Origin of the sequence: Nocardia sp. NPDC005978 (genome assembly GCF_040614455.1) — a bacterium.
Taxonomy (GTDB): domain Bacteria; phylum Actinomycetota; class Actinomycetes; order Mycobacteriales; family Mycobacteriaceae; genus Nocardia.
The window spans coordinates 41,048-59,769 of record NZ_JBEXUS010000048.1 but is presented as its reverse complement, the minus strand read 5'-3'; the positions used below and the strand labels follow the sequence as shown (position 1 = coordinate 59,769).

Here is an 18,722-nt window from a genome sequence, read left to right as displayed (position 1 = left end):
CCCGCCCGTCCGCGGCGACGAGCGCCCCTGGCCGACCGATTTACCGGCCGCGCGGGCCGCCGCCCGCGCCTCCTCCAGCGCCCGGCGCGCGAGATCGACCCCGCGCAATTCCGATTCGGGACCCGCCGCACCGCTCGCGGCGGAACGATCGGGGTCCCGGGGTTCGGGCTGCTCGGCCATTCCACCTGTCCCTTCGCATCGATGCCGCGCTCGCGCCGATCCGCACGCGCGCTCCCGGATGGCAGCGGCCGCGCCCGGCGATCCTGCTGGATTCTGCCGCATGCCGCCGACGGACACCGCCGCGCCGGGCGGTGATGTCGCACTCGCGCCACGGCCGTCGTGCGCGTGCCCTGTGGACAGAGCTGGGGAATTGGGGACAGCTGTGGACAACCCGCGCGATCAGCGCGCGATCCGCGAGGCCCGGTGGTCGGCCTCGCCCGTGGTCTCCACCGGCATCGGCGCGGCCTCCAGCTCCGGCGGCACATCCTCGGGCACCGCGGCGGTGATGAACACCTGCTCGGCCCCGGCCGCGACGGCGGCCAGCGCGGTCCGGCGGCGCCGATCCAATTCGGCGAACACGTCGTCCAGGATGAGCACCGGATCGGTGCCCGCGGTCCGCAACAGCTCGAACGCGCCCAGCCGCAAAGCCAGTGCGAAGGACCAGGATTCGCCGTGACTGGCGAAACCCTTGGCCGGGGCCGAGCCGAGCATCAGGTCCAGATCGTCACGATGCGGGCCGACCAGGCACACCCCGCGCTCGAGTTCCCGCTGCCGCGCATTCCCCAGCTCCCGCAGCAGAATCGCCTCGAGATCGGTGTCGTCACCGGGCTGTGGAGAACGCGCGGGATCGAGCAATTCCGGTGGGAGATAACCGCTTCGGTAACCGATCGACGCGGGTCGCGACTCCGGGGCGATCGAACCGTAGGCCTGTGCGAGGTGTGGATAGAGTTCGTGGACCAGGCGCAGCCGCTGGGCCAGCAACTCCGCGCCGTGCGCCGCCAGATGCCCGTCCCACACGTCCAGGGTGCTCAGCTCGTTCCCGCGCGAACCCGAACGGGCATGCCGCCCCGCGGTTTTCAACAGGGCCGACCGCTGGCGCAGCACCTTGTCGTAATCCGCGCGCACCCCGGCCAGGCGCGGCAGCCGCGCGGTGGCCAGCTCGTCCAGGAACCGCCTGCGCTCGGACGGATCTCCGCGCACCAGCGACAGATCCTCCGGCGCGAACAGCACCGTCTGCAGGATCCCCAGGATCTCGCGCGGGCGCCGGACCGGCGACCGATTGATCTGCGCCTTGTTCGCGACGCCCTGATTGAGCTCCATGTCCACCCGCAGCTCGCGGCCGGTGTTCACCACCGTCGCGCCGATCCGGGCGCGCTGGGCCCCGATGCGGATCAGCGGGGCGTCGGCGGACACCCGATGCGAACCGAGCGTCGACAGATAGCCAACGGCCTCGATCAGATTGGTCTTGCCGTTGCCGTTGGAACCCAGGAAAACCGTTCGGCCCGGCGTCAATTCGAGCTCGGCGGCTTCCCACGACCGGAAATCGCGCAGCGACAGGGTGCGCACGTACATCCGGTCAGTCCACCGTGCCCTTCGCATCGACCGGCCGCGCCGCACCGCCGCCGAACCGCGACGCCGCACCGGGGAACGGCGGTGACGTCCTGGGGAGAAACGGTACCCGCCTGGGGAGAAACGCCGCGGTACCGGGCAGCGCGCGCGGCCGCGGCGCAGCGGCAGCGGTGGTGCGCGGCGGAATCACCACGCGCACCGAAAAAAACCCGGCGGGCAGAGGAATCGAATCCTCTACGCGCGCCGAGTTTTTCACAGGGTTGTCAACACTGTGCACAGATCAGCCCGGGAGCCGCACCGGCATCAGCAGATAGATGTAGCTGCTGGCCAGTGCCGCGTACGCACCCGAATCCAGCTGTGCCGGATCCTCTTCCGGCGCGGGCACGAACACCGCCGGGCGACTCGGCGTGGTGAAGCCGAAGGTCACCTTGTCGGTGTGCAGCGCGGACAGGCCGTCGACCAGGTAGCCCGGATTGAACGCGATGGTGAGCGGCTCACCGCGGAAATCGGCGTCCAGCCATTCCTCGGCGCGACCGGCGTCGTCGCCGCCGGCGGAGAGCATCACGCCTTCCTCGGAGAACTCCAGGCGCACCTGGGCGCCGCGCTCGGCCACCAGGGCCACACGCTTGATGGCCTCGGTCAGCGCGCTCACGGTCAGCGTGGCGATGGAGGTGTGCTCCTTGGGGAGCAACTGGCGGAACTTGGGGAATTCGGCGTCCAGCAGGCGCGTGGTGGTGCGGCGGCCGCCGTTGACGATGCCGAGCAGCCCGTCGCTGCCGGTGCCGAACGCCAGCTGCACCGGCTGATCGGAGGCGCCGAGCGTCTTGGCGGACTCGGACAGGGTGCGGGCCGGGACCAGCACCGAGGTCTCCACGTCCGCGCGGCCCGGATTCCACTCCAGCTCGCGCACGGCGAGCCGGAAGCGGTCGGTGGCGGCCAGGACGACCTTGGGGCCCTCGATCTCCACCCGGATGCCCGTGAGCATCGGCAGGGTGTCGTCGCGGCCGGCGGCCACGGCCACCTGCGCGACGGCGGCGGAGAACACGTCCACACCGAGTTCACCGGTCTGGGGAGGAAGTTCGGGAAGCTGGGGATAATCCTCGACCGGCATGGTGGGCAGCGAGAACTTCGCGCTGCCACAGGCGATCAGCACCCGGGTGCCGTCCACCGACACGTCCACGGGCTTGTTCGAGAGCGCCTTGGTGATGTCGGCCAGCAGGCGGCCCGAGACGAGCACCTGTCCGGGCCCGGCCACCTCGGCGGCCACCCGCATCTGCGCGGAGACCTCGTAATCGAATCCCGAAACGGTCAGACCGCTTTCGTCCGCCACGAGGAGTACACCGCCGAGCACGGGGACCGGAGGCCGCGACGGCAAGCTGCGGGCCACCCAGGCTACGGATTCGGCGAAGTCCTCGCGAGCAACCCGAAACTTCATGCTTGCAAGCTCCATCGCCCGGCTGTCCTCTCCCAGTCTCGATAGATCGTGGTCTGCGAATTTCTCAGGGGGGCAACAAGCCCTCTCCCCCGGAAGCCGCCTACGCAGTCTCGCACAGGGGGCCGACATGGAACCGTACCCGCGCATCGTTCGCGCACGCGCGCCGACCCTCCCACCGAGTCGGGGAACCGCGATCGAGGCGTTCGAAGTGGTCACGGACGCGCGAGTGAAACGGACCGGCCGTCATGAGCGAGAAAGCGGTATGGACTCCGGCGGTCGTGGCGAGTGGGTGTCGATGTGCGGCGTGCGGGTGTGGATGCGTGTGGACGAATCGTCCCCGTCCTTCTCCGGGCCTCGTTCGAGTCGGGAGCGACTGCCCGCCGAACCGTTCACTCCCAGACCGAGTTTCCACACACCTGTTTTAAAAGAGAAATCTAATTAGAGAGAACTGAAGTAGTAGTAGGCGGTGTGGAAACTGTGGACTTCCCCGGTTTCCGCAGGTCCGAGGGTGTGGCGGCGTGTGGATGTCTCGAGGGTGTCTCGAGGATGAACGCGGAGTGGCTGTGGAAGCACGGCGAGTTTCCACATTCATCCTCGAGTCATCCTCGAGTTGCTCCCCGGTTTCGGGCCCACCTGCTCACATGGGAGCGAATCGGTGGACAACCCGGAGTTTACTCGAGGACTCCTCGAGGAGTCCTCGAGGAATCCACAGGGCACAACTCCCATCACCCCAGGTCAGACCTCGAGGATGAACGAACCTGTGGGAACTGTGGACAACCGGTTGTGCACCCCTGTGGATCGAGCCCTGTGCATGAACCCGTGCACAACTCGAGGATTCCTCGAGGATTCCACAGGCTTTCCTCGAGGACTCCTCGAGGAATCCCCAACCCCGAAAACAACAAACCCCCACGTCAGCGGACGTGGGGGCCTGTTAGTTGTGGATCAGCGCGAACGTTGCTTGATTCGGGCTGTGAGTTCCTGCACCTGGTCGTACACCCGGCGCCGCTCGGTCATCTCCTTGCGCACCTTCTTCTCGGCGTACATGACCGTGGTGTGGTCGCGGCCGAACGCCTGCCCGATCTTGGGGAGCGATAGGTCGGTGAGCTCGCGGGACAGGTACATGGCGATCTGACGGGCCTGGGCCAGCGGGCGCGCCTTGCCCGGACCGGTCAGCTCCTCCAGCGTCGTATTGAAGTACTCCGCGGTCACGGCCATGATCGTGGCCGCGGTGATCTCCATGGTCGCGGTGTCGGGCATGAGATCGCGCAGCACCATCTCGGCCAGGCCCAGGTCCAGCGGCTGGCCGTTGAGCGAGGCGAAGGCCGTCACCCGGATGAGGGCGCCCTCCAGCTCGCGGATGTTGCGCTCCACCCGGCTGGCGATGAGTTCGAGCACGTCGTGCGGTGCGTCCAGCCGATCCATCCGCGCCTTCTTGCGCAGGATGGCGATGCGGGTCTCCAGCTCCGGCGGCTGCACGTCGGTGATCAGGCCCCACTCGAAGCGGGTGCGCAGCCGCTCCTCCAGCGTGGCCAGCTGCTTCGGCGGCCGGTCGGAGGAGACCACGATCTGCTTGTTCGCGTTGTGCAGGGTGTTGAAGGTGTGGAAGAACTCCTCCTGGATGCCTTCCTTGCCCTCGATGAACTGGATGTCGTCCACCAGCAGGATGTCGGTCTCGCGGTAGCGGCGTTTGAAGGCGACCTTGCGGTCGTCGCGCAGCGAGTTGATGAAGTCGTTCGTGAACTCCTCGGTGGACACGTACTTCACCCGCATGCCCGGGAACAGGCGCTGGGCGTAGTGGCCGGCCGCGTGCAGCAGGTGTGTCTTGCCCAAACCCGAAGCGCCCCAAACGAACAGCGGGTTGTAGGCGCGGGCCGGCGCCTCCGCGATGGCGACCGCCGCGGCGTGCGCGAAGCGGTTGGACGCGCCGATGACGAACGTCTCGAAGGTGTACTTCGCGTTCAGGCTGTTCGCCGAGGGCGGCTGCGGGGTCTCGCGCTCGGGCGATTTGCTGGGGAAATAGGACGGCCACGAGTTGCGGGCGTTGACCACCGGCTCCTCGTCGTCGTGGTGATCCTCGTCGACGGGCCGGCGCGCGGGCGGCGCGGGCAGCGGCGTGGGTTCCGGGTCGGGCTCGGGCGAGAACAACGACTCCTGCCCCGGGGGCATGGCCGGGGCGCGATGCGGTTCCCGCCGCCGCGGCGGGGCCTGCGGCTCGGGTGCGGGCGGCGGTGGCAACTCTTCGGCCATCGGCGGCTGCCCGAATTCCACAGGTGGATAGGTCTCGCGTTCGCCGTACTCGGTCGGGTAGTCCTGTGGAGCGTTGTAGCGGCCGGCCGGGTACTCCGGTTGTGCCTGGTAGTGCGGCGCGGGGCGGTCCGCCGGGACCGGTGCGGGCGGCGCCGGCTGGTAGCCGCCGGGTGCGTGATCGGTCTCACGCGGGCGTTCGGGGCGGGAGGTCATGCGGGCGTGCCGGGGCGCGCTCGGGGCCCGATCCACCGGGGAGTTCTGCTGGGCGCGGATACGCACGCCGAGCCCTTCGACCTGAAGTCCGCGCCGGGCCAGCGATCGCAGAATGGGCTCGCGAAGATCTCTTTCCACAACCTCCTGCGCCATGGTTCCGGGCACCGAGAGCAGGGCGAATCCCTGTGCGAAGGTGATGGGTTCGATAATGCCGAGCCACGCCTTGTGAGCCTTGCTGACCGGCTGGATCTCACCGTCGGCGGAACCGCTCGCAAGCTCTGCGATCACCTCCGGCCAGACAGCGGTCAGCACATTCTGCTCGTCGTCCACGAACGTAGTCCTCCCCGGAGCAAGGTCGATTGGAGCAAACGGGCAGGCACTGCTCGGTTTCCCCAAACCAAGCGTCGGCGGGCACCGTCGGCTCCACGAATATGCCACTTCAGGGGTCTTTCCACACAATTATCCACAGATGTGGACAACCTGGGGATGCGTGTCGCATCCCGGTGGATTGCCATAATTCGGCGCGGACCTGCGGTTCTTCAGCTAATGGCTGGCAACTTAACCCGCGGTCTCTGACGCAGATAAGGACCGTACATGAACACAGCGCGTGCGCACCAACCCGCAGGATGAGCCGCGTGGCGAACCCGGGACGATGGGCGTGGCGGGCCTCGGGCCGGGGCCGGCAACGGCCGCGCTGGGCTCGAGATCCCGTGCTTTACCCCGAGTTTGACCCTCGTCCAGCAGATCAGTACCCTTCTACAGTCACCCTATGGTGCGGTGGCGGCTGTCTGCTGCCCGTGCCGAAACAAAGGGGTATGCACCGAGGGATCTCATCGATCCAGCGTCGTGCACACTGATTTACCGATAAAGCTTCGGGCGGCATCGTGCCGTCCACCACCTAGAGGAGTGTTGACCGTGGCCAAGGGCAAGCGGACGTTCCAGCCGAACAACCGTCGTCGGGCGCGCGTCCACGGCTTCCGTCTCCGGATGCGTACCCGTGCGGGTCGCGCCATCGTGTCGGCGCGCCGTGGCAAGGGCCGCAAGACTCTCACGGCCTGATTCGACAACCCCGAGATGCGGCGACGTATGCACGGCTCGCCGTGGAGCCGGAACTCCGGCTCGTCGTATCCCGGGTCGCTCCCCCGCCCGCACTGCGTCGGCGGCTCAGGTGTTGCCTGAGCCGTATCGGCTGCACCGGCGTACCGACTTCTCCCGGACGGTACGCCAGGGCCGGCGGATCGGGAGGCGGGATCTCGTTGTGCACGTACTGCTACACGACCATCAGTCGAGCGGATCGGTTCCATCCATACGGGTGGGCGGTCCGCGTTTCGGCTTGATCGTCAGCAAGGCGGTGGGTCCGGCGGTGGTACGCCACCGGGTGGCCCGCCGCCTGCGTCATATCTGCGCGAGTATCGCGGCCGAACTGCCCGACTCCATGGACATCGTGCTGCGCGCCCTGCCGGGCGCCGCCGATGCCTCCTCCGCCGATCTCGAACGGCAAGTCAGAGGCGGGCTGCGCAAACTCGCCGGCACGGGTGAAGCGAGCGCCGATCCCGGCGCAGGCACCCGCTCATGAGCGCGCTGAGCCGAGCTCGCGCCCTGGGGCGCGCCGCTGCCCGCTTCCCGGCCAAAGCTCTGATATTCCTCATCGAGCTGTATCGGACCTATATCTCCCCCACCCGCATGCCGGTGTGCCGGTTCACGCCCACCTGTAGCGAGTACGCCGTGACCGCCCTGCGCACCCGGGGACTGTTCGTCGGACTCGGACTGGCGGCCGTGCGACTGGCCAAATGTGCGCCCTGGCACCCTGGTGGGTGGGACCCCGTACCGGAACGTTCGCGTCGCCGGCACGCGGCATCAGCCAATGAAGGGTCGCCGTCCGCGGTGACCGGCGATACGAACGACGGGAGTACATAACGCCGTGCTCGATTTCATCTACTACCCGGTGTCGGCCATTCTGTGGTTCTGGCATCGCGTCTTCGGGTGGGCCCTCGGCGACGACAGTGGTTTCGCCTGGGCGCTGGCCGTGGTGTTCCTCGTCTTCACGCTCCGGCTGGTGCTGTACAAGCCCTTCGTGAAGCAGGTCCGGACCACGCGGCAGATGCAGGAGTTGCAGCCGCAGATCAAGGAACTGCAGAAGAAGTACAAGAACGATCGTCAGCAGATGACGCTCGAGATGCAGAAGCTGCAGAAGGACCACGGCTTCAACCCGCTCATGGGCTGCCTGCCCGTGCTGCTGCAGGTGCCGGTCTTCCTGGGTCTGTTCCACGTGCTGCGCTCGTTCAACCGCACCGGCACCGGCTGGGGTCAGCTCGGCATGTCGCCGTACGACAACGCCCACACGCCGAACTACATCTTCAGCGCGGGCGACGTCCAATCCTTCCTGACCGCACGGCTTTTCGGCGCCCCGCTCTCGGGCTTCATCACCGAACCCGCCGCCGTGCTGCAGTCCTTCGCCGAATACGGCGGGGTGCCGAGCAAGGTCGCCATCATCGCGGTGTCGGTGCCGCTCATGGTGATCGCCGGTCTGGCCACGCACTTCAACGCGCGCGCCTCGGTGGAACGCCAGAGCGCGGAGGCCGCGGCCAACCCGCAGGCCGCCATGATGAACAAGCTCGCGCTGTGGGTCTTCCCGCTCGGCGTGCTCGTCGGTGGCCCGTTCCTGCCGATCGCCATCCTCATCTACTGGGTCGCGAACAACATCTGGACCTACGCGCAGCAGCACCTGGTCTTCGGCCGCATGGAGCGCGAAGAGCAGGAGAAGAAGGAGCAGGCACTGGAGCGGCGCGCGCAGAACGCGCCGAAGCCGGGCGCCAAGCCGGTCGATGTGCGTAAGAAGCAGGATGTCGCGGACGCCGTCACCGCCGAAGGCTCCGACACCGCCGCCAAGAACGGCGCCGCTCCCAAGGCCACGCAGAACGGGGCCAAGTCGACCGCGAACAAGAAGCGGTCCGGCAATCGGGGACGCGCCAATCAGAAGCGCCGACGCTGAGTCGCTCTTGCCTACTGAGGCGCATCGCGCCGACAACTCCAGATGAAGGAACCAACCATGACTGTTGAAACCGACGGAGGGGACCCCACTGTGACGGCTGCGACGGCGGCACCGGAGGCGGCATCGGAGGCCACGGCGGAGCCCGTGGTGGACGCCGAGGAAGCCCTCATCGAAGAGGGTGAGATCGCGGGCGACTACCTGGAGCAGTTGCTCGACGTCCTCGACTTCGACGGTGATATCGACCTCGACGTCGAAGGCGACCGGGCCATCGTGAGCATCGACGGCGGCAAGGATCTGGCCAAGCTGGTCGGCCGGCGCGGCGAGGTGCTGGACGCGCTACAGGAACTGACCCGGCTCGCGGTGCAGCAGTCGACCGGTGTGCGCAGCCGGCTGATGCTGGATGTGGCGGGCTGGCGGGCCAAGCGCCGCTCGGAGTTGAGTGAGATCGGCACCGAGGCCGCCAAGCGGGTCCAGGCGTCGGGCGAGCGCGAGGCGCTCTCCCCCATGACCCCGTTCGAGCGCAAGATCGTGCACGACGCGGTCGCCGCCCAGGACGGCGTGATCAGCGAGAGCGAAGGCGTCGAGCCCAACCGGCGGGTCGTGGTGCTGCCCGAGTGACACGCACCCGTTGAAGCCAGGGCCCCCGCGTCGAGTCGACCGGGGGCCCTACGCTTTGTGCAGCCGCAGATGATGTTCAGCGCCGCGTGTTCCGAACACTCGCGCCGCGCCCGTTGACCGCTCCCCCACAGAAGGATGTTTCACGTGGAACCTGACACCGAAGTGACCGCTTCGGCTCTCGTCGAACCGCCCGCCTCGGCGGCGGTGGTCTTCGGCGACCGGCTGGATCTGGCCCGGCGATACTACGCCGCGCTCGCGGGCGCGGGCGTCGAACGGGGACTGATCGGACCGCGTGAGGTACCCCGGCTGTGGGATCGCCACATTCTCAATTGCGCGGTGATCGGTGAACTCATCCCCCAGGGCTCGACGGTCGTCGACATCGGCAGCGGCGCGGGCCTGCCCGGCATCCCGCTCGCCATCGCGCGACCGGATCTGCGCATCACCCTCGTGGAACCGCTGTTGCGCCGCACGGTCTTTCTGGCCGAGTTCATCGAGTCGGCCGGACTGGACGTGACCGTGGTCCGCGGCCGCGCCGAACAGCCCGGGGTGAAGAAGGAAGCCGGCGGCGCCGATGTGGTCACCTCGCGCGCGGTCGCCCCGCTGGCCAAACTCGCGGGCTGGTCCATGCCGCTGGTTCGCGACCACGGCCGGATGCTGGCGCTCAAGGGGATCAGCGCGGTCGAGGAGTTGGAACGCGATCGGGACGAGCTCACCAAGGCGGGCGCGGGTCGCGCGGAGGTGATCGAACTCGGGGTCGGCGTGCTGGAGACGCCCACGATGGTGATCAGCGCCGAGCGCCTCCCCCGGGCCGAGCGGCGTCGTCGATCCGGTAAGTAGGAGTCGCGCCCACGTATCGTCACGTGGCGCGAGCGTCGTCATCCGGCCCGGGGCCGATGCGTTCGTTGCGTGGTGAGTGGGCGTCGCTATCGTCTTTTCCCGCCGTTTTCCGCGGGACGGATTATTTTGAAAGATTGGTCCTTCAAAATAGCTGTGCGGCGTCGTGCGCGTCGGTACTGTCCCGATGACCCACATGGCAGTGGGGTTCGGAGCACAGGAGCACACACATGAAGACTGCACGGCGATCTGGACTCGGCGTTGGACTGCTCGGCGCACTGGCGACCGCGGCGCTCGTCGCGGCGCCCCAAGCGAACGCGCTCGTTCAGGGCATCAGCGTTTCGGACTCGACCCTGTACGTCGGCACCGCGTACACCATCACCGCGGATGTCACCGCCACCTCGTTCCTCTTCCCGGTGACCTTCAGCGACAACGGCACCGAGATCGGCAAGGCGAATGTCAGCAACGGCGTCGCCACCATTTCCTGGACCCCGAGCACCACGGGCAGCCACGAGCTGAAGGCGACCCAGGAGATCATCAGCAGCAAGACCGTCACCGTCACTGTGACGAACAAGCCCACCACCCCGGGCGGGGGCACCGGCTCCTCCGGCAGCAACCCGCTCGCCGGACTGCTGAGCAGTCTGTCCGCCAAGTAGCGGTTCATCCGGCGCGGCCGTAGCGGTTCATCCGGCGCGGCAATCCAATCCACCCGATGCGGGCGCGGAGGCACTGGCCTCCGCGCCCGCATCGTTTCGGTCGGCAAGCGATGCGGCCGGAGCTCCGGGAGCGCGATGTTTCACGGGAAACCACGGCGCGCACTCGAGATTCGCGCGCGTTGTGCGTGTCGGGTGCGCATAGTTGCCGTTCAACTTCCGTATTGTGTCCGGTACTGGCAAGCTAGTCCTCGTCGAGCGTGAGCGCAGACTGCGATGCCCGGCAGCGGCTCGAAATCGGCTGCGGCGTCAGCTGGGAACGGCTTCGGAATGGGTATCGATCGTCGCGCACCTCGCACCTTCTCGGTGACAACGCAACGTCGCGTCATGCCCGCTGGCCTTCGTAGTAGGTCTGTCGTCGAGGTAGCCAGGTGCGGCGGTAGTGATGGAATGCGCCAGCTCGGCCACGTGTCTTTGAGTTCTCGGGGTTAGGAGCCTGTATGTCCAACGGTCCGGCGAATGTTTCACGGGAAACAACGTCCCGAGTACCCGGCATGCTCGACACCGGATCCTTCGATGCAGAAGAGTTCAGCCGCACGCCCTTCGGCAACATCTCCCCCACCGAAACCCCCATCGCCGCGGAAGCGTCCCGCGCCAGCCAGGTGCTGCACCCCAACGGCGCGAACACCGTGCCGCGGCCGCGGGAACAGCGGGTCATCACCATCGCCAATCAGAAAGGCGGCGTGGGCAAGACCACCACGACCGTCAATCTGGCCGCCGCGCTCGCCATGCAGGGGATGCGCGTGCTGGTGGTTGATCTCGATCCGCAGGGCAACGCCAGCACCGCGCTCGGCATCCCGCACCACTCCGGCATTCCGTCGAGCTACGAGCTACTCATCGGCGAGTGCTCGGTGAAGGACGCCATTCAGCAGAGCCCGCACAGCGAACGGCTGCTGTGCATTCCGGCCACCATCGATCTGGCCGGCGCCGAAATCGAACTCGTCTCCATGGTCGCCCGCGAGAACCGCCTGAAGTCCGCCATCCAGGAGGCGAACCTCGCCGGGTACGACATCGACTACGTCATGATCGACTGCCCGCCCTCGCTCGGCCTGCTCACGGTGAACGCCATGGTCGCCGCGAAGGAGGTGCTGATCCCGATCCAGTGCGAGTACTACGCGCTCGAAGGCGTGGGTCAGCTGCTCCGCAACATCGGTCTGGTGCAGGCCCATCTGAACCCCGAATTGCACGTCTCCACGGTCGTTCTCACCATGTACGACGGCCGCACCAAGCTCGCCGATCAGGTGGCCGAGGAGGTGCGCGGCCACTTCGGTGACGCGGTGCTGCGCTCGGTCATCCCGCGCAGTGTGAAGGTCTCCGAAGCGCCGGGCTACGGCATGACGGTGCTCGACTACGATCCCGGTTCGCGCGGCGCGATGAGCTACCTCGACGCGGGTCGCGAAATGGCTTCCCGCGCGGCGCAGCCCGCCGCATCGTCCGCCGTGCCCGATGCTGGTGTGTAGTAGATGAGTTCGATCCGGTGGGTGATGAAGGAAAGGGGTCAGTAGACCGATGAGTCAGGCGAAGAAAGGTGGACTGGGACGCGGTCTCGCCGCGCTGATCCCGACCGGGCCCACGGCGACACCGGGCGGTCTGGGCAGTGCCGCCGCCAACGTGGTCATCGGGCTGGATCCGACCGGGCCGCAGCCGGCTTCGGCCTTCCTGCACCGGGTTCCGGATCCGGTGGACGTGGTCGAGAGCGCGGACGGTCTCGCGGGTGCGGACGCCGGTGCGACCTATCGGGAGATTCCGCCCGAGCAGATCGTCCCGAATCCGAAGCAGCCGCGTCAGGTCTTCGAGGACGAGGCGCTCGCCGAACTGGTGCACTCCATCAAGGAGTTCGGCCTCATGCAGCCCATCGTGGTGCGGCAGGTCGAATTCGGGGCGACGCCGAAGTATCAGCTCATCATGGGCGAGCGGCGGTGGCGGGCCGGCCAGGAAGCGGGGCTGGGCGCGATCCCGGCGATCGTGCGCGAGACCGCGGACGAGTCGCTGCTGCGGGACGCGTTGCTGGAGAACATTCATCGGGTGCAGTTGAATCCGCTCGAAGAGGCGGCTGCCTATCAGCAGCTGCTCGAGGAATTCGGCGTCACCCATGATGAACTGGCTTCGCGAATCGGCCGCTCCCGACCGGTCGTGACGAATATGATTCGCCTGCTGAAACTTCCGATTCCGGTCCAGCGCCGGGTCGCGGCCGGCGTGCTGTCCGCCGGGCACGCCCGCGCACTGCTGGCACTGGAGGGTGGAGCCGAGGCGCAGGAGGCGCTGGCCGCGCGCATCGTCGCCGAGGGCATGTCGGTGCGGGCGACCGAGGAGGCCGTCACCCTGGCCAATCGGGAACCCGATTCCGCTGCCACTCCCCCGAGTGTCAAGCGTAAGCCGATCCAGATGCCGGGCCTGCAGGATGTAGCGGAGCGATTGTCGGAATCCTTCGATACTCGGGTCACCGTGATTCTCGGAAAGCGCAAGGGCAAGATCACTGTCGAGTTCGGTTCCGTGGACGACCTCGAACGCATCGTCAGCCTGATGGAGCAAGCGAAGAGCTGAGCGGTCTCAGGGGCTCCGTCCCCGGGCTCCGAAAGTGTGGAAAATCGGAGGTTCGGGCCCCCACCCACCGGGTCGGGGAGGAAACGTCACTGTGACGCAGGCGTTCAGCACCCCTGAACAGAGGCCCGGAGAGGCGTGTTGCTTTGATCGCTTATTCTTGCTGGCGAGCGGATATTGATGCGGCGTGAGTGTGGATGAATCAGACAGCTGGAGGCTGAGCAGAGCGGTGTCGACCAGCGTTACCGCACTAACCCTCGGCGGACTCGACAAACTTCCGGCACACGCCCGGCGGTGTGTGTTCTGGGAGATCGATCCGGCGGTGGCCGCGGACTCCCGGGAATTCAGTGACCCGGTCTTCGAGAAGGAGGCCTGGCTCTCTTCCGTGCTGCTGGAGTGGGGTTCCTGCGGGCAGGTCGCACTGGTCGACGACAAGCCCGCCGGGTGCGCGATCTACGCCCCGCCGAACCGGGTGCCGCGCGCCGGATTGTTCCCCACCTCCCCCGTGAGCCCGGACGCGGTCCTGCTGACCACGCTGCGGGCCGAAATGCCCTATCAGCACAACGGAGTAGCCCAGCAGCTCATTCAGGCCGTGGTGGGCGATCTGGTGCGTCGTGGTGTGCGGGCCATCGAGGCGTTCGGCCTGCGCTGGGATCCGCCGGCCACGGCGATGTCGGATCGCTTCGGTTCGATGACCCTGCTCGAACGCATAGCTCCGACGCCGTCGCGCGCGGCCAATCCCCCGGCCGCGGCCGGGTGTGCGCCGGAGACGTGCATGATCGACGCCGATTTCCTGGAGGAGGTCGGCTTCAAGGTGGTCGCGGCGCATCACCGGTTCCCGCGCCTGCGCTTGGAACTGGACAGCGATCACCTGTGGAAGGAAGACGTGGAGCGCGCGCTGGATCAGCTGCTCGCGGCCGCGGCGATGACCATGCCGAATCGGCTCGTCACCCTGTAAGAGACTGTCCCGCACGAGGAAACCCCGCTCTCCCGAGTGATCCGGAGGCGGGGTTTCGTCGTGGGCGGTGAGCCGGGGGCCGCTCGGCGGCGGTGAGCAGGGGGCTCAGATGCGGTCGGCCGCAGCCAGTTCCTCGGCGAGCAGTTCGGCGAAGGTGTAGGTGCCGGTGGGCTGATCGTCCTGCCCGAGCAGGTAGAGCCGCTTCACCGAGATCAGGATGGCTTCGGCGATGACGTCGCGCATGCGCGGGTTCGTCAGCACCGAGGAGTCGTAATCGTTTGTCAGATAACCGATGTCGACCTGAACCGTCGGCATCTTGGTGAGCCGCAGCAGATCCCAGGTGCGCGCGTGGGTTCGGCAGTCCTGCAACGAGGTTCGCGCCACTATCTCGCGCTGGATGAAGCCGGCCAGCACCTGGCCGATCATCGACGTGGAACCGTGCGAGTTGCCGAAGTGGAAGCTGGCGACGCCGCTCGCGGAGGTGCTCGGGTTGCCCGCGCAGCGCAGCGAGATCATGAGGTCGGCGTCGAACGTGTTGGAGGTTTCCGCGCGATCGGCGTCCGTGGGATTGGCGCCCCACGGCCGGGACAGGAAGGTCTCCATTCCGGTTGCGGCCATGCGGCCTTCGAGCCGGCTGGCCAGATCCCACAGGATCTCCGACTCGTAGACGTCGCCGAATTCGGTGGGGACGGCCGAGCCCTTGTCCGGCCCGCCCAGGCCCGGATCGATGACGATGCGCTTGCCGGTGAGCTGCGGCCCGGCCCGGTGCACGACCTCTTCCTCGGCGATGCGATGCGGGTTGCCGCCGGTGACCCGGGCGCCCAGCAGATCGAGCGAGCGCAGCGTGTCCGGACCGCAGATGCCGTCCGAGGCCAGGCCGATCTCGCGCTGGAAGGAGGTGAGGCCCTCGTGCGTGTGCGGGCCGAAGAAGCCGTCCACCCGGCCCACGTAGAAGCCGAGGTCCTGCAGGCGGCGCTGCAGGGTGGCGACGTCGTCGCCGTACAGCGGGGCGGACAGCTGATAGATCAGGGTGCGGGCGCCGAGCCGGTAGGACGCCTCTTTCAGGGCCCGGTAGGTGGCCGGTCCGACCACGCCGTCCACGAGCAGACCGCGATGCTGCTGGAACGCGCGAACCGCCGAGTCGAGATCGTGGTCGAAGGTCGCGTCGGAATCCTTCCAGTACTCACCGTTGCGGCCGCCGGGATCGCCGTTGGGGTGCGCGTGCAGGAACCCGAGGCTTGCGAGGGTGCTCCGAACCTCAGCTACGGCTGGTCCAGTATCGCCGTGACGAAGTCGGTGCATGCGTAAGAGCCCTTTCCTTCCGCCAACCCGGGTACCCACTCGTGCAGAGGTTTACACCACGCACGACCGGAGCGTCGGTCGATTGTCTCAGACCCGGACCAGATTTCGGCAACTGTCGAGTGCAGGCATCCTACCGTGACCCCCGCGAACCGGACCGCAAGCCGGAGCTCACGGTCCATCGCGGACGCCGCGGCGTCGAAATCCTACAGAGTGCGCCCGAACTCGGGTGTCAGATGACGCCTTCGAGTTCACGCAGCAGGGCGGCCTTGCCCTTCGCGCCGACGATCCGCTTGACTTCCTTGCCCCCTTGGAACAGGACCATGGTAGGCAACGACAGAATCCCGTAGTCCTTGGCGGCCTCCGGATTCGCGTCCGCGTCCACCTTGGCGATGGTCAGGGCGTCGGCGTGCGCGGCGGCGATCTCCTCCAGCACCGGGGCGACCATCTTGCACGGACCGCACCAGGTCGCCCAGAAGTCGACCAGTACCGGCTTGTCGCTGGCCAGCACGTCCTGGGCGAAGGTGGCGTCGGTGACGGTCTTCGTGGCGGTGGTCTTGGCGTCGGACATGGATCGCTCCTTAGTTGGTGACTTCCACCGGCTGACCGGCGTGCTCGAGAGTGTTGCTGGTGATGTCGCCCTGCTCGGCCAGCCAGCGTTCGGCGTCGATGGCCGAGCGGCAGCCGGTGCCCGCGGCGGTGATGGCCTGGCGGTAGGTGTGGTCGACCAGGTCGCCCGCGGCGAAGACGCCGGGCAGCGAGGTGTAGGTGGACTGGCCCTGAACCTGTACGTAGCCTTCGCCGTCCAGGTCGACCTGGCCGACCACGAGCTCGCTGCGCGGGTCGTGGCCGATGGCCACGAACAGGCCGGTGGCGGCCAGTTCGGAGGTCTCCCCGGTGCGGGTGTCGCGGATGGTCAGGCTGGTGACGGCCGAATCACCGTGCACCTGCGCGACTTCGGAGTTCAGCAGGAAGCGGATCTTCTCGTTGGACTTGGCGCGCTCGAGCATGATGCGCGAGGCCCGGAACTCTTCGCGGCGGTGGATGATGGTCACGCTGGACGCGAACTTGGTGAGGAAGGTCGCCTCTTCCATGGCGGAGTCGCCGCCGCCGACCACGACGATGTCCTGGCCCTTGAAGAAGAAGCCGTCGCAGGTGGCGCAGGCGCTGACGCCGCGGCCGAGCAGCTGCTGTTCGCCGGGGACGCCGAGGTAGCGGGCGGCCGAGCCCATGGCCAGGATCACCGCGTACGCCTCGTATACCTCGCCGCCGACGGTGACCTTCTTGATGCGGCCGGTCAGGTCGAGCTCGTCCACGTCCTCGGTGCGGATGTCGGCGCCGAACCGCTTGGCCTGCTCGCGCATCTCCTCCATGAGGTCGGGGCCCATGATGCCGTCGCGGAAGCCGGGGAAGTTCTCGACCTCGGTGGTGGTCATCAGGGCGCCGCCGAACTGGGTGCCTTCGAACAGCAGGGGCTGGAGTTCCGCGCGGGCGGCGTAGACGGCCGCGGTGTATCCGGCCGGTCCGGAACCGACGATGATCAGGTCGCGAACAGCGGTACTCAAAGGATCCTCCGAGGCAGTTTTTCGGGTGTCAGGCGTGTCGGTCAACAACAGCGTAAACGCTGTTGTTCCCGTTGCTCGGGGGGTACGGGCCGGGGACGCACCCTGGACATTCCAAAGAGGAATGACGCTGGGTGCGTCCCCGGTTCGAGTCTCAGCCGATATCGGTGGTGGCCAGCACCCGTGCGGCGCCCGCCGCGCAGTCCGCGGCCAGCACGACCGCGGTGATCCGCGGGGCGGGTGTTCCGGCCAGCAGGACCAGGACCGCCTGTTCGCCCCCGAACACCACGCTGCGTGCGCCCAGGACCGGGCGATCGAGCCCGGCGGCGCGCAGGCAGTCGGGGAAGGCGGTGCCGACGGCGAGCGGGCCGCTGAGCTCGTGCCTGCCCATGGCGCCGAGCATGACCGTCGGCGGCGTGTCGGCGGCCAGGCGGGTTTCGGCGATCGGGACGGCGGTGCCGCCGGTGTCGCGGGTGCGGACCGCGTCCACGGCCACCACCCCGCCGGCCAGCAGCGCCGTGGCGGCCGCCGCCGTGGTGAGCCAGCGCCAGCGCCGGGACGGGCGCCCGGTGCTGCGCCCGGCCTGCGGATCGAAGTCCTCGTCGGTCTCGGGTTCCGGTGGTGCGTCGCCGAGTTCGCGCGGGTCCAGCCTGCCGGTGTCGTAGATGCCCGAGCCGTTCAGGACCGGGATGGGCGCGGTGCTGGGCGTCGTGGGCGGTGCGGATTCGGCCGCACCGGCGGGCCGGTGCCGCATCGGGAGCCGGTGCACGGTGGCGACGGGCCGGGGCGGGACCGCGGCGGACAGGTCGTCGATCATGCGTTCCAGGCGGTCGGTCACCTCGTCGGGCATGGGGTGCAGCAGGTAGTCGTCCCGCCCGAGATCGCGCAGGCGGGTGTTCACCGCGTCCAGTGAGCGCAGATAGCGTGCGGCGTCCGGATCGCGGTGGACCGCGGGCCAGAGTTGGTCGGCCAGATGCTCGGGCAGGTTCCCGGCGTGCAGGTCGGCCAGGAGCTCGGTACTGAAGGGCGGGCGGGGTATGGTCCCGGCCCCCGTTCCGATATGTCCCGTGCCGACGTGCTCGGCCTTGTCGTTCATCGCCCCTCCAGAAGGACCCGGGTGTGGGAATTCGGCGGAAAGTCAGGTGTCGATCGAGTTCAGGTGTGCTTCGAGTCGCCGCCGGCCGCGCGCGCAGCGACTCTTGATCGTTCCGGGGGGAACGCCGAGGAGTGCGGCGGCGTCCGCGACCGAATAGCCCTCCAGCTCCACGGCGACCAGGGCGGTGCGCTGATCGGCGGGCAGCAGGAAGAGTGCGGCGTCGACGACCAGCGCGGTCTCCAGATTCGCGAAATCGTCGCGGGCATAAAGGGGTTCGGCTAGCGACTCGTCGGACAACGGTACCGTGTGCCGCAGCTTGTTGCGACGTATCCGATCGAGGCACGCGTTGACGACTATGCGATGCAGCCAGCTGCGCACTTCGGACTCCCCGCGGAAGGCGGCCGCGCCGCGGTGCGCGGACAGCAGGGCGTCCTGTAGCGAATCCGCGGCGTCCTCGCGCGTGTAGGAGGCGCGTAGCGCGGTCTGCCAGAGATGGTCGCGGTGCCGGCGCATCAGCTCGGCGAAGGCGTGCCGTTCGCCGGTGGCGTGTGCGCTGAGCAGATCGTGGTCGGAGGCTTCGGTCACGCGGGGGCGGGCCCGGACGGCCGTGCCGGTGTACGGGGTGCGAGCCCCGGACCCGTCGTG

18 protein-coding genes and 1 pseudogene are annotated in these 18,722 nt (G+C 68.0%); 10 read left to right on the top strand and 9 right to left on the bottom strand.

The annotated features are described in order from the left end of the window. The 4 genes and pseudogenes from ABZ319_RS22200 to dnaA form a co-directional block, all read right to left on the bottom strand. A pseudogene (locus ABZ319_RS22200) lies at nt 1-180 on the bottom strand (hypothetical protein); the annotation flags it as partial. Between the two features lie 219 nt (nt 181-399). Next, nucleotides 400-1,572, bottom strand: a complete 1,173-nt coding sequence (gene recF, locus ABZ319_RS22195) for a DNA replication/repair protein RecF (RefSeq protein ID WP_354988357.1) — start codon at nt 1,570-1,572, stop codon at nt 400-402. Nucleotides 1,573-1,849: 277 nt separating this feature from the next. Next, entirely contained in the window at nt 1,850-3,019 is a 1,170-nt protein-coding gene (dnaN, locus tag ABZ319_RS22190) for a DNA polymerase III subunit beta (protein ID WP_354988356.1), read from the bottom strand. Between the two features lie 927 nt (nt 3,020-3,946). Then, a complete protein-coding gene (gene dnaA / locus ABZ319_RS22185; RefSeq protein WP_354988355.1) occupies nt 3,947-5,794 on the bottom strand; it encodes a chromosomal replication initiator protein DnaA in 1,848 nt (615 codons plus the stop codon). Nucleotides 5,795-6,379: 585 nt separating this feature from the next. On the opposite strand from dnaA, the gene rpmH reads away from it, so the two are divergent. From rpmH to ABZ319_RS22135, 10 genes are all read left to right on the top strand, one after another. Beyond that, nucleotides 6,380-6,523 (top strand): 50S ribosomal protein L34, encoded by a 144-nt coding sequence (gene rpmH, locus ABZ319_RS22180; protein ID WP_209885332.1) that lies wholly within the window; start codon nt 6,380-6,382, stop codon nt 6,521-6,523. A 109-nt stretch (nt 6,524-6,632) separates the two neighbouring features. Continuing rightward, nucleotides 6,633-7,040 (top strand): ribonuclease P protein component, encoded by a 408-nt coding sequence (gene rnpA / locus ABZ319_RS22175; RefSeq protein ID WP_354988354.1) that lies wholly within the window; start codon nt 6,633-6,635, stop codon nt 7,038-7,040. Next, a complete protein-coding gene (yidD, locus tag ABZ319_RS22170; RefSeq protein WP_354988353.1) occupies nt 7,037-7,381 on the top strand; it encodes a membrane protein insertion efficiency factor YidD in 345 nt (114 codons plus the stop codon). Before rnpA ends, yidD begins: the two co-directional genes overlap by 4 nt. A 4-nt stretch (nt 7,382-7,385) precedes the next feature. Then, nucleotides 7,386-8,456 carry a membrane protein insertase YidC gene (gene yidC, locus ABZ319_RS22165; protein ID WP_354988352.1) on the top strand — a complete coding sequence of 357 codons (1,071 nt, stop codon included), beginning with the start codon at nt 7,386-7,388 and terminating at the stop codon, nt 8,454-8,456. Nucleotides 8,457-8,513: 57 nt separating this feature from the next. Further along, complete coding sequence (locus tag ABZ319_RS22160) at nt 8,514-9,074, top strand: protein jag (RefSeq protein WP_354988351.1); 561 nt, start codon at nt 8,514-8,516, stop codon at nt 9,072-9,074. Between the two features lie 135 nt (nt 9,075-9,209). Further along, nucleotides 9,210-9,911 (top strand): 16S rRNA (guanine(527)-N(7))-methyltransferase RsmG, encoded by a 702-nt coding sequence (rsmG, locus tag ABZ319_RS22155; protein WP_354988350.1) that lies wholly within the window; start codon nt 9,210-9,212, stop codon nt 9,909-9,911. Between the two features lie 227 nt (nt 9,912-10,138). Then, complete coding sequence (locus ABZ319_RS22150) at nt 10,139-10,564, top strand: hypothetical protein (RefSeq protein ID WP_354988349.1); 426 nt, start codon at nt 10,139-10,141, stop codon at nt 10,562-10,564. Between the two features lie 497 nt (nt 10,565-11,061). Then, nucleotides 11,062-12,081: a ParA family protein gene (locus ABZ319_RS22145; RefSeq protein ID WP_354988348.1), complete on the top strand. Its 1,020-nt coding sequence runs from the start codon at nt 11,062-11,064 to the stop codon at nt 12,079-12,081. Between the two features lie 49 nt (nt 12,082-12,130). Beyond that, nucleotides 12,131-13,165 carry a ParB/RepB/Spo0J family partition protein gene (locus ABZ319_RS22140; protein ID WP_354988347.1) on the top strand — a complete coding sequence of 345 codons (1,035 nt, stop codon included), beginning with the start codon at nt 12,131-12,133 and terminating at the stop codon, nt 13,163-13,165. A 226-nt stretch (nt 13,166-13,391) separates the two neighbouring features. Further along, entirely contained in the window at nt 13,392-14,120 is a 729-nt protein-coding gene (locus ABZ319_RS22135) for a GNAT family N-acetyltransferase (protein ID WP_354988346.1), read from the top strand. Nucleotides 14,121-14,225: 105 nt separating this feature from the next. On the opposite strand, the gene ABZ319_RS22130 is transcribed toward ABZ319_RS22135, so the two are convergent. The 5 genes from ABZ319_RS22130 to sigM all read right to left on the bottom strand — a co-directional run bounded on the left by ABZ319_RS22130 (nt 14,226) and on the right by sigM (nt 18,662). Then, entirely contained in the window at nt 14,226-15,422 is a 1,197-nt protein-coding gene (locus ABZ319_RS22130) for an N-acetylmuramoyl-L-alanine amidase (protein ID WP_354988345.1), read from the bottom strand. Nucleotides 15,423-15,651: 229 nt separating this feature from the next. Beyond that, nucleotides 15,652-15,990 (bottom strand): thioredoxin, encoded by a 339-nt coding sequence (trxA, locus tag ABZ319_RS22125; RefSeq protein ID WP_354988344.1) that lies wholly within the window; start codon nt 15,988-15,990, stop codon nt 15,652-15,654. Between the two features lie 10 nt (nt 15,991-16,000). After that, nucleotides 16,001-16,984, bottom strand: coding sequence for a thioredoxin-disulfide reductase (trxB, locus tag ABZ319_RS22120; RefSeq protein WP_354988343.1), 984 nt, complete (start codon nt 16,982-16,984; stop codon nt 16,001-16,003). A gap of 151 nt (nt 16,985-17,135) precedes the next feature. Then, nucleotides 17,136-18,077 (bottom strand): hypothetical protein, encoded by a 942-nt coding sequence (locus ABZ319_RS22115; RefSeq protein WP_354988342.1) that lies wholly within the window; start codon nt 18,075-18,077, stop codon nt 17,136-17,138. Between the two features lie 42 nt (nt 18,078-18,119). Continuing rightward, nucleotides 18,120-18,662 carry an RNA polymerase sigma factor SigM gene (gene sigM / locus ABZ319_RS22110; protein ID WP_354988364.1) on the bottom strand — a complete coding sequence of 181 codons (543 nt, stop codon included), beginning with the start codon at nt 18,660-18,662 and terminating at the stop codon, nt 18,120-18,122. Between the last annotated feature and the right edge of the window lie 60 nt (nt 18,663-18,722).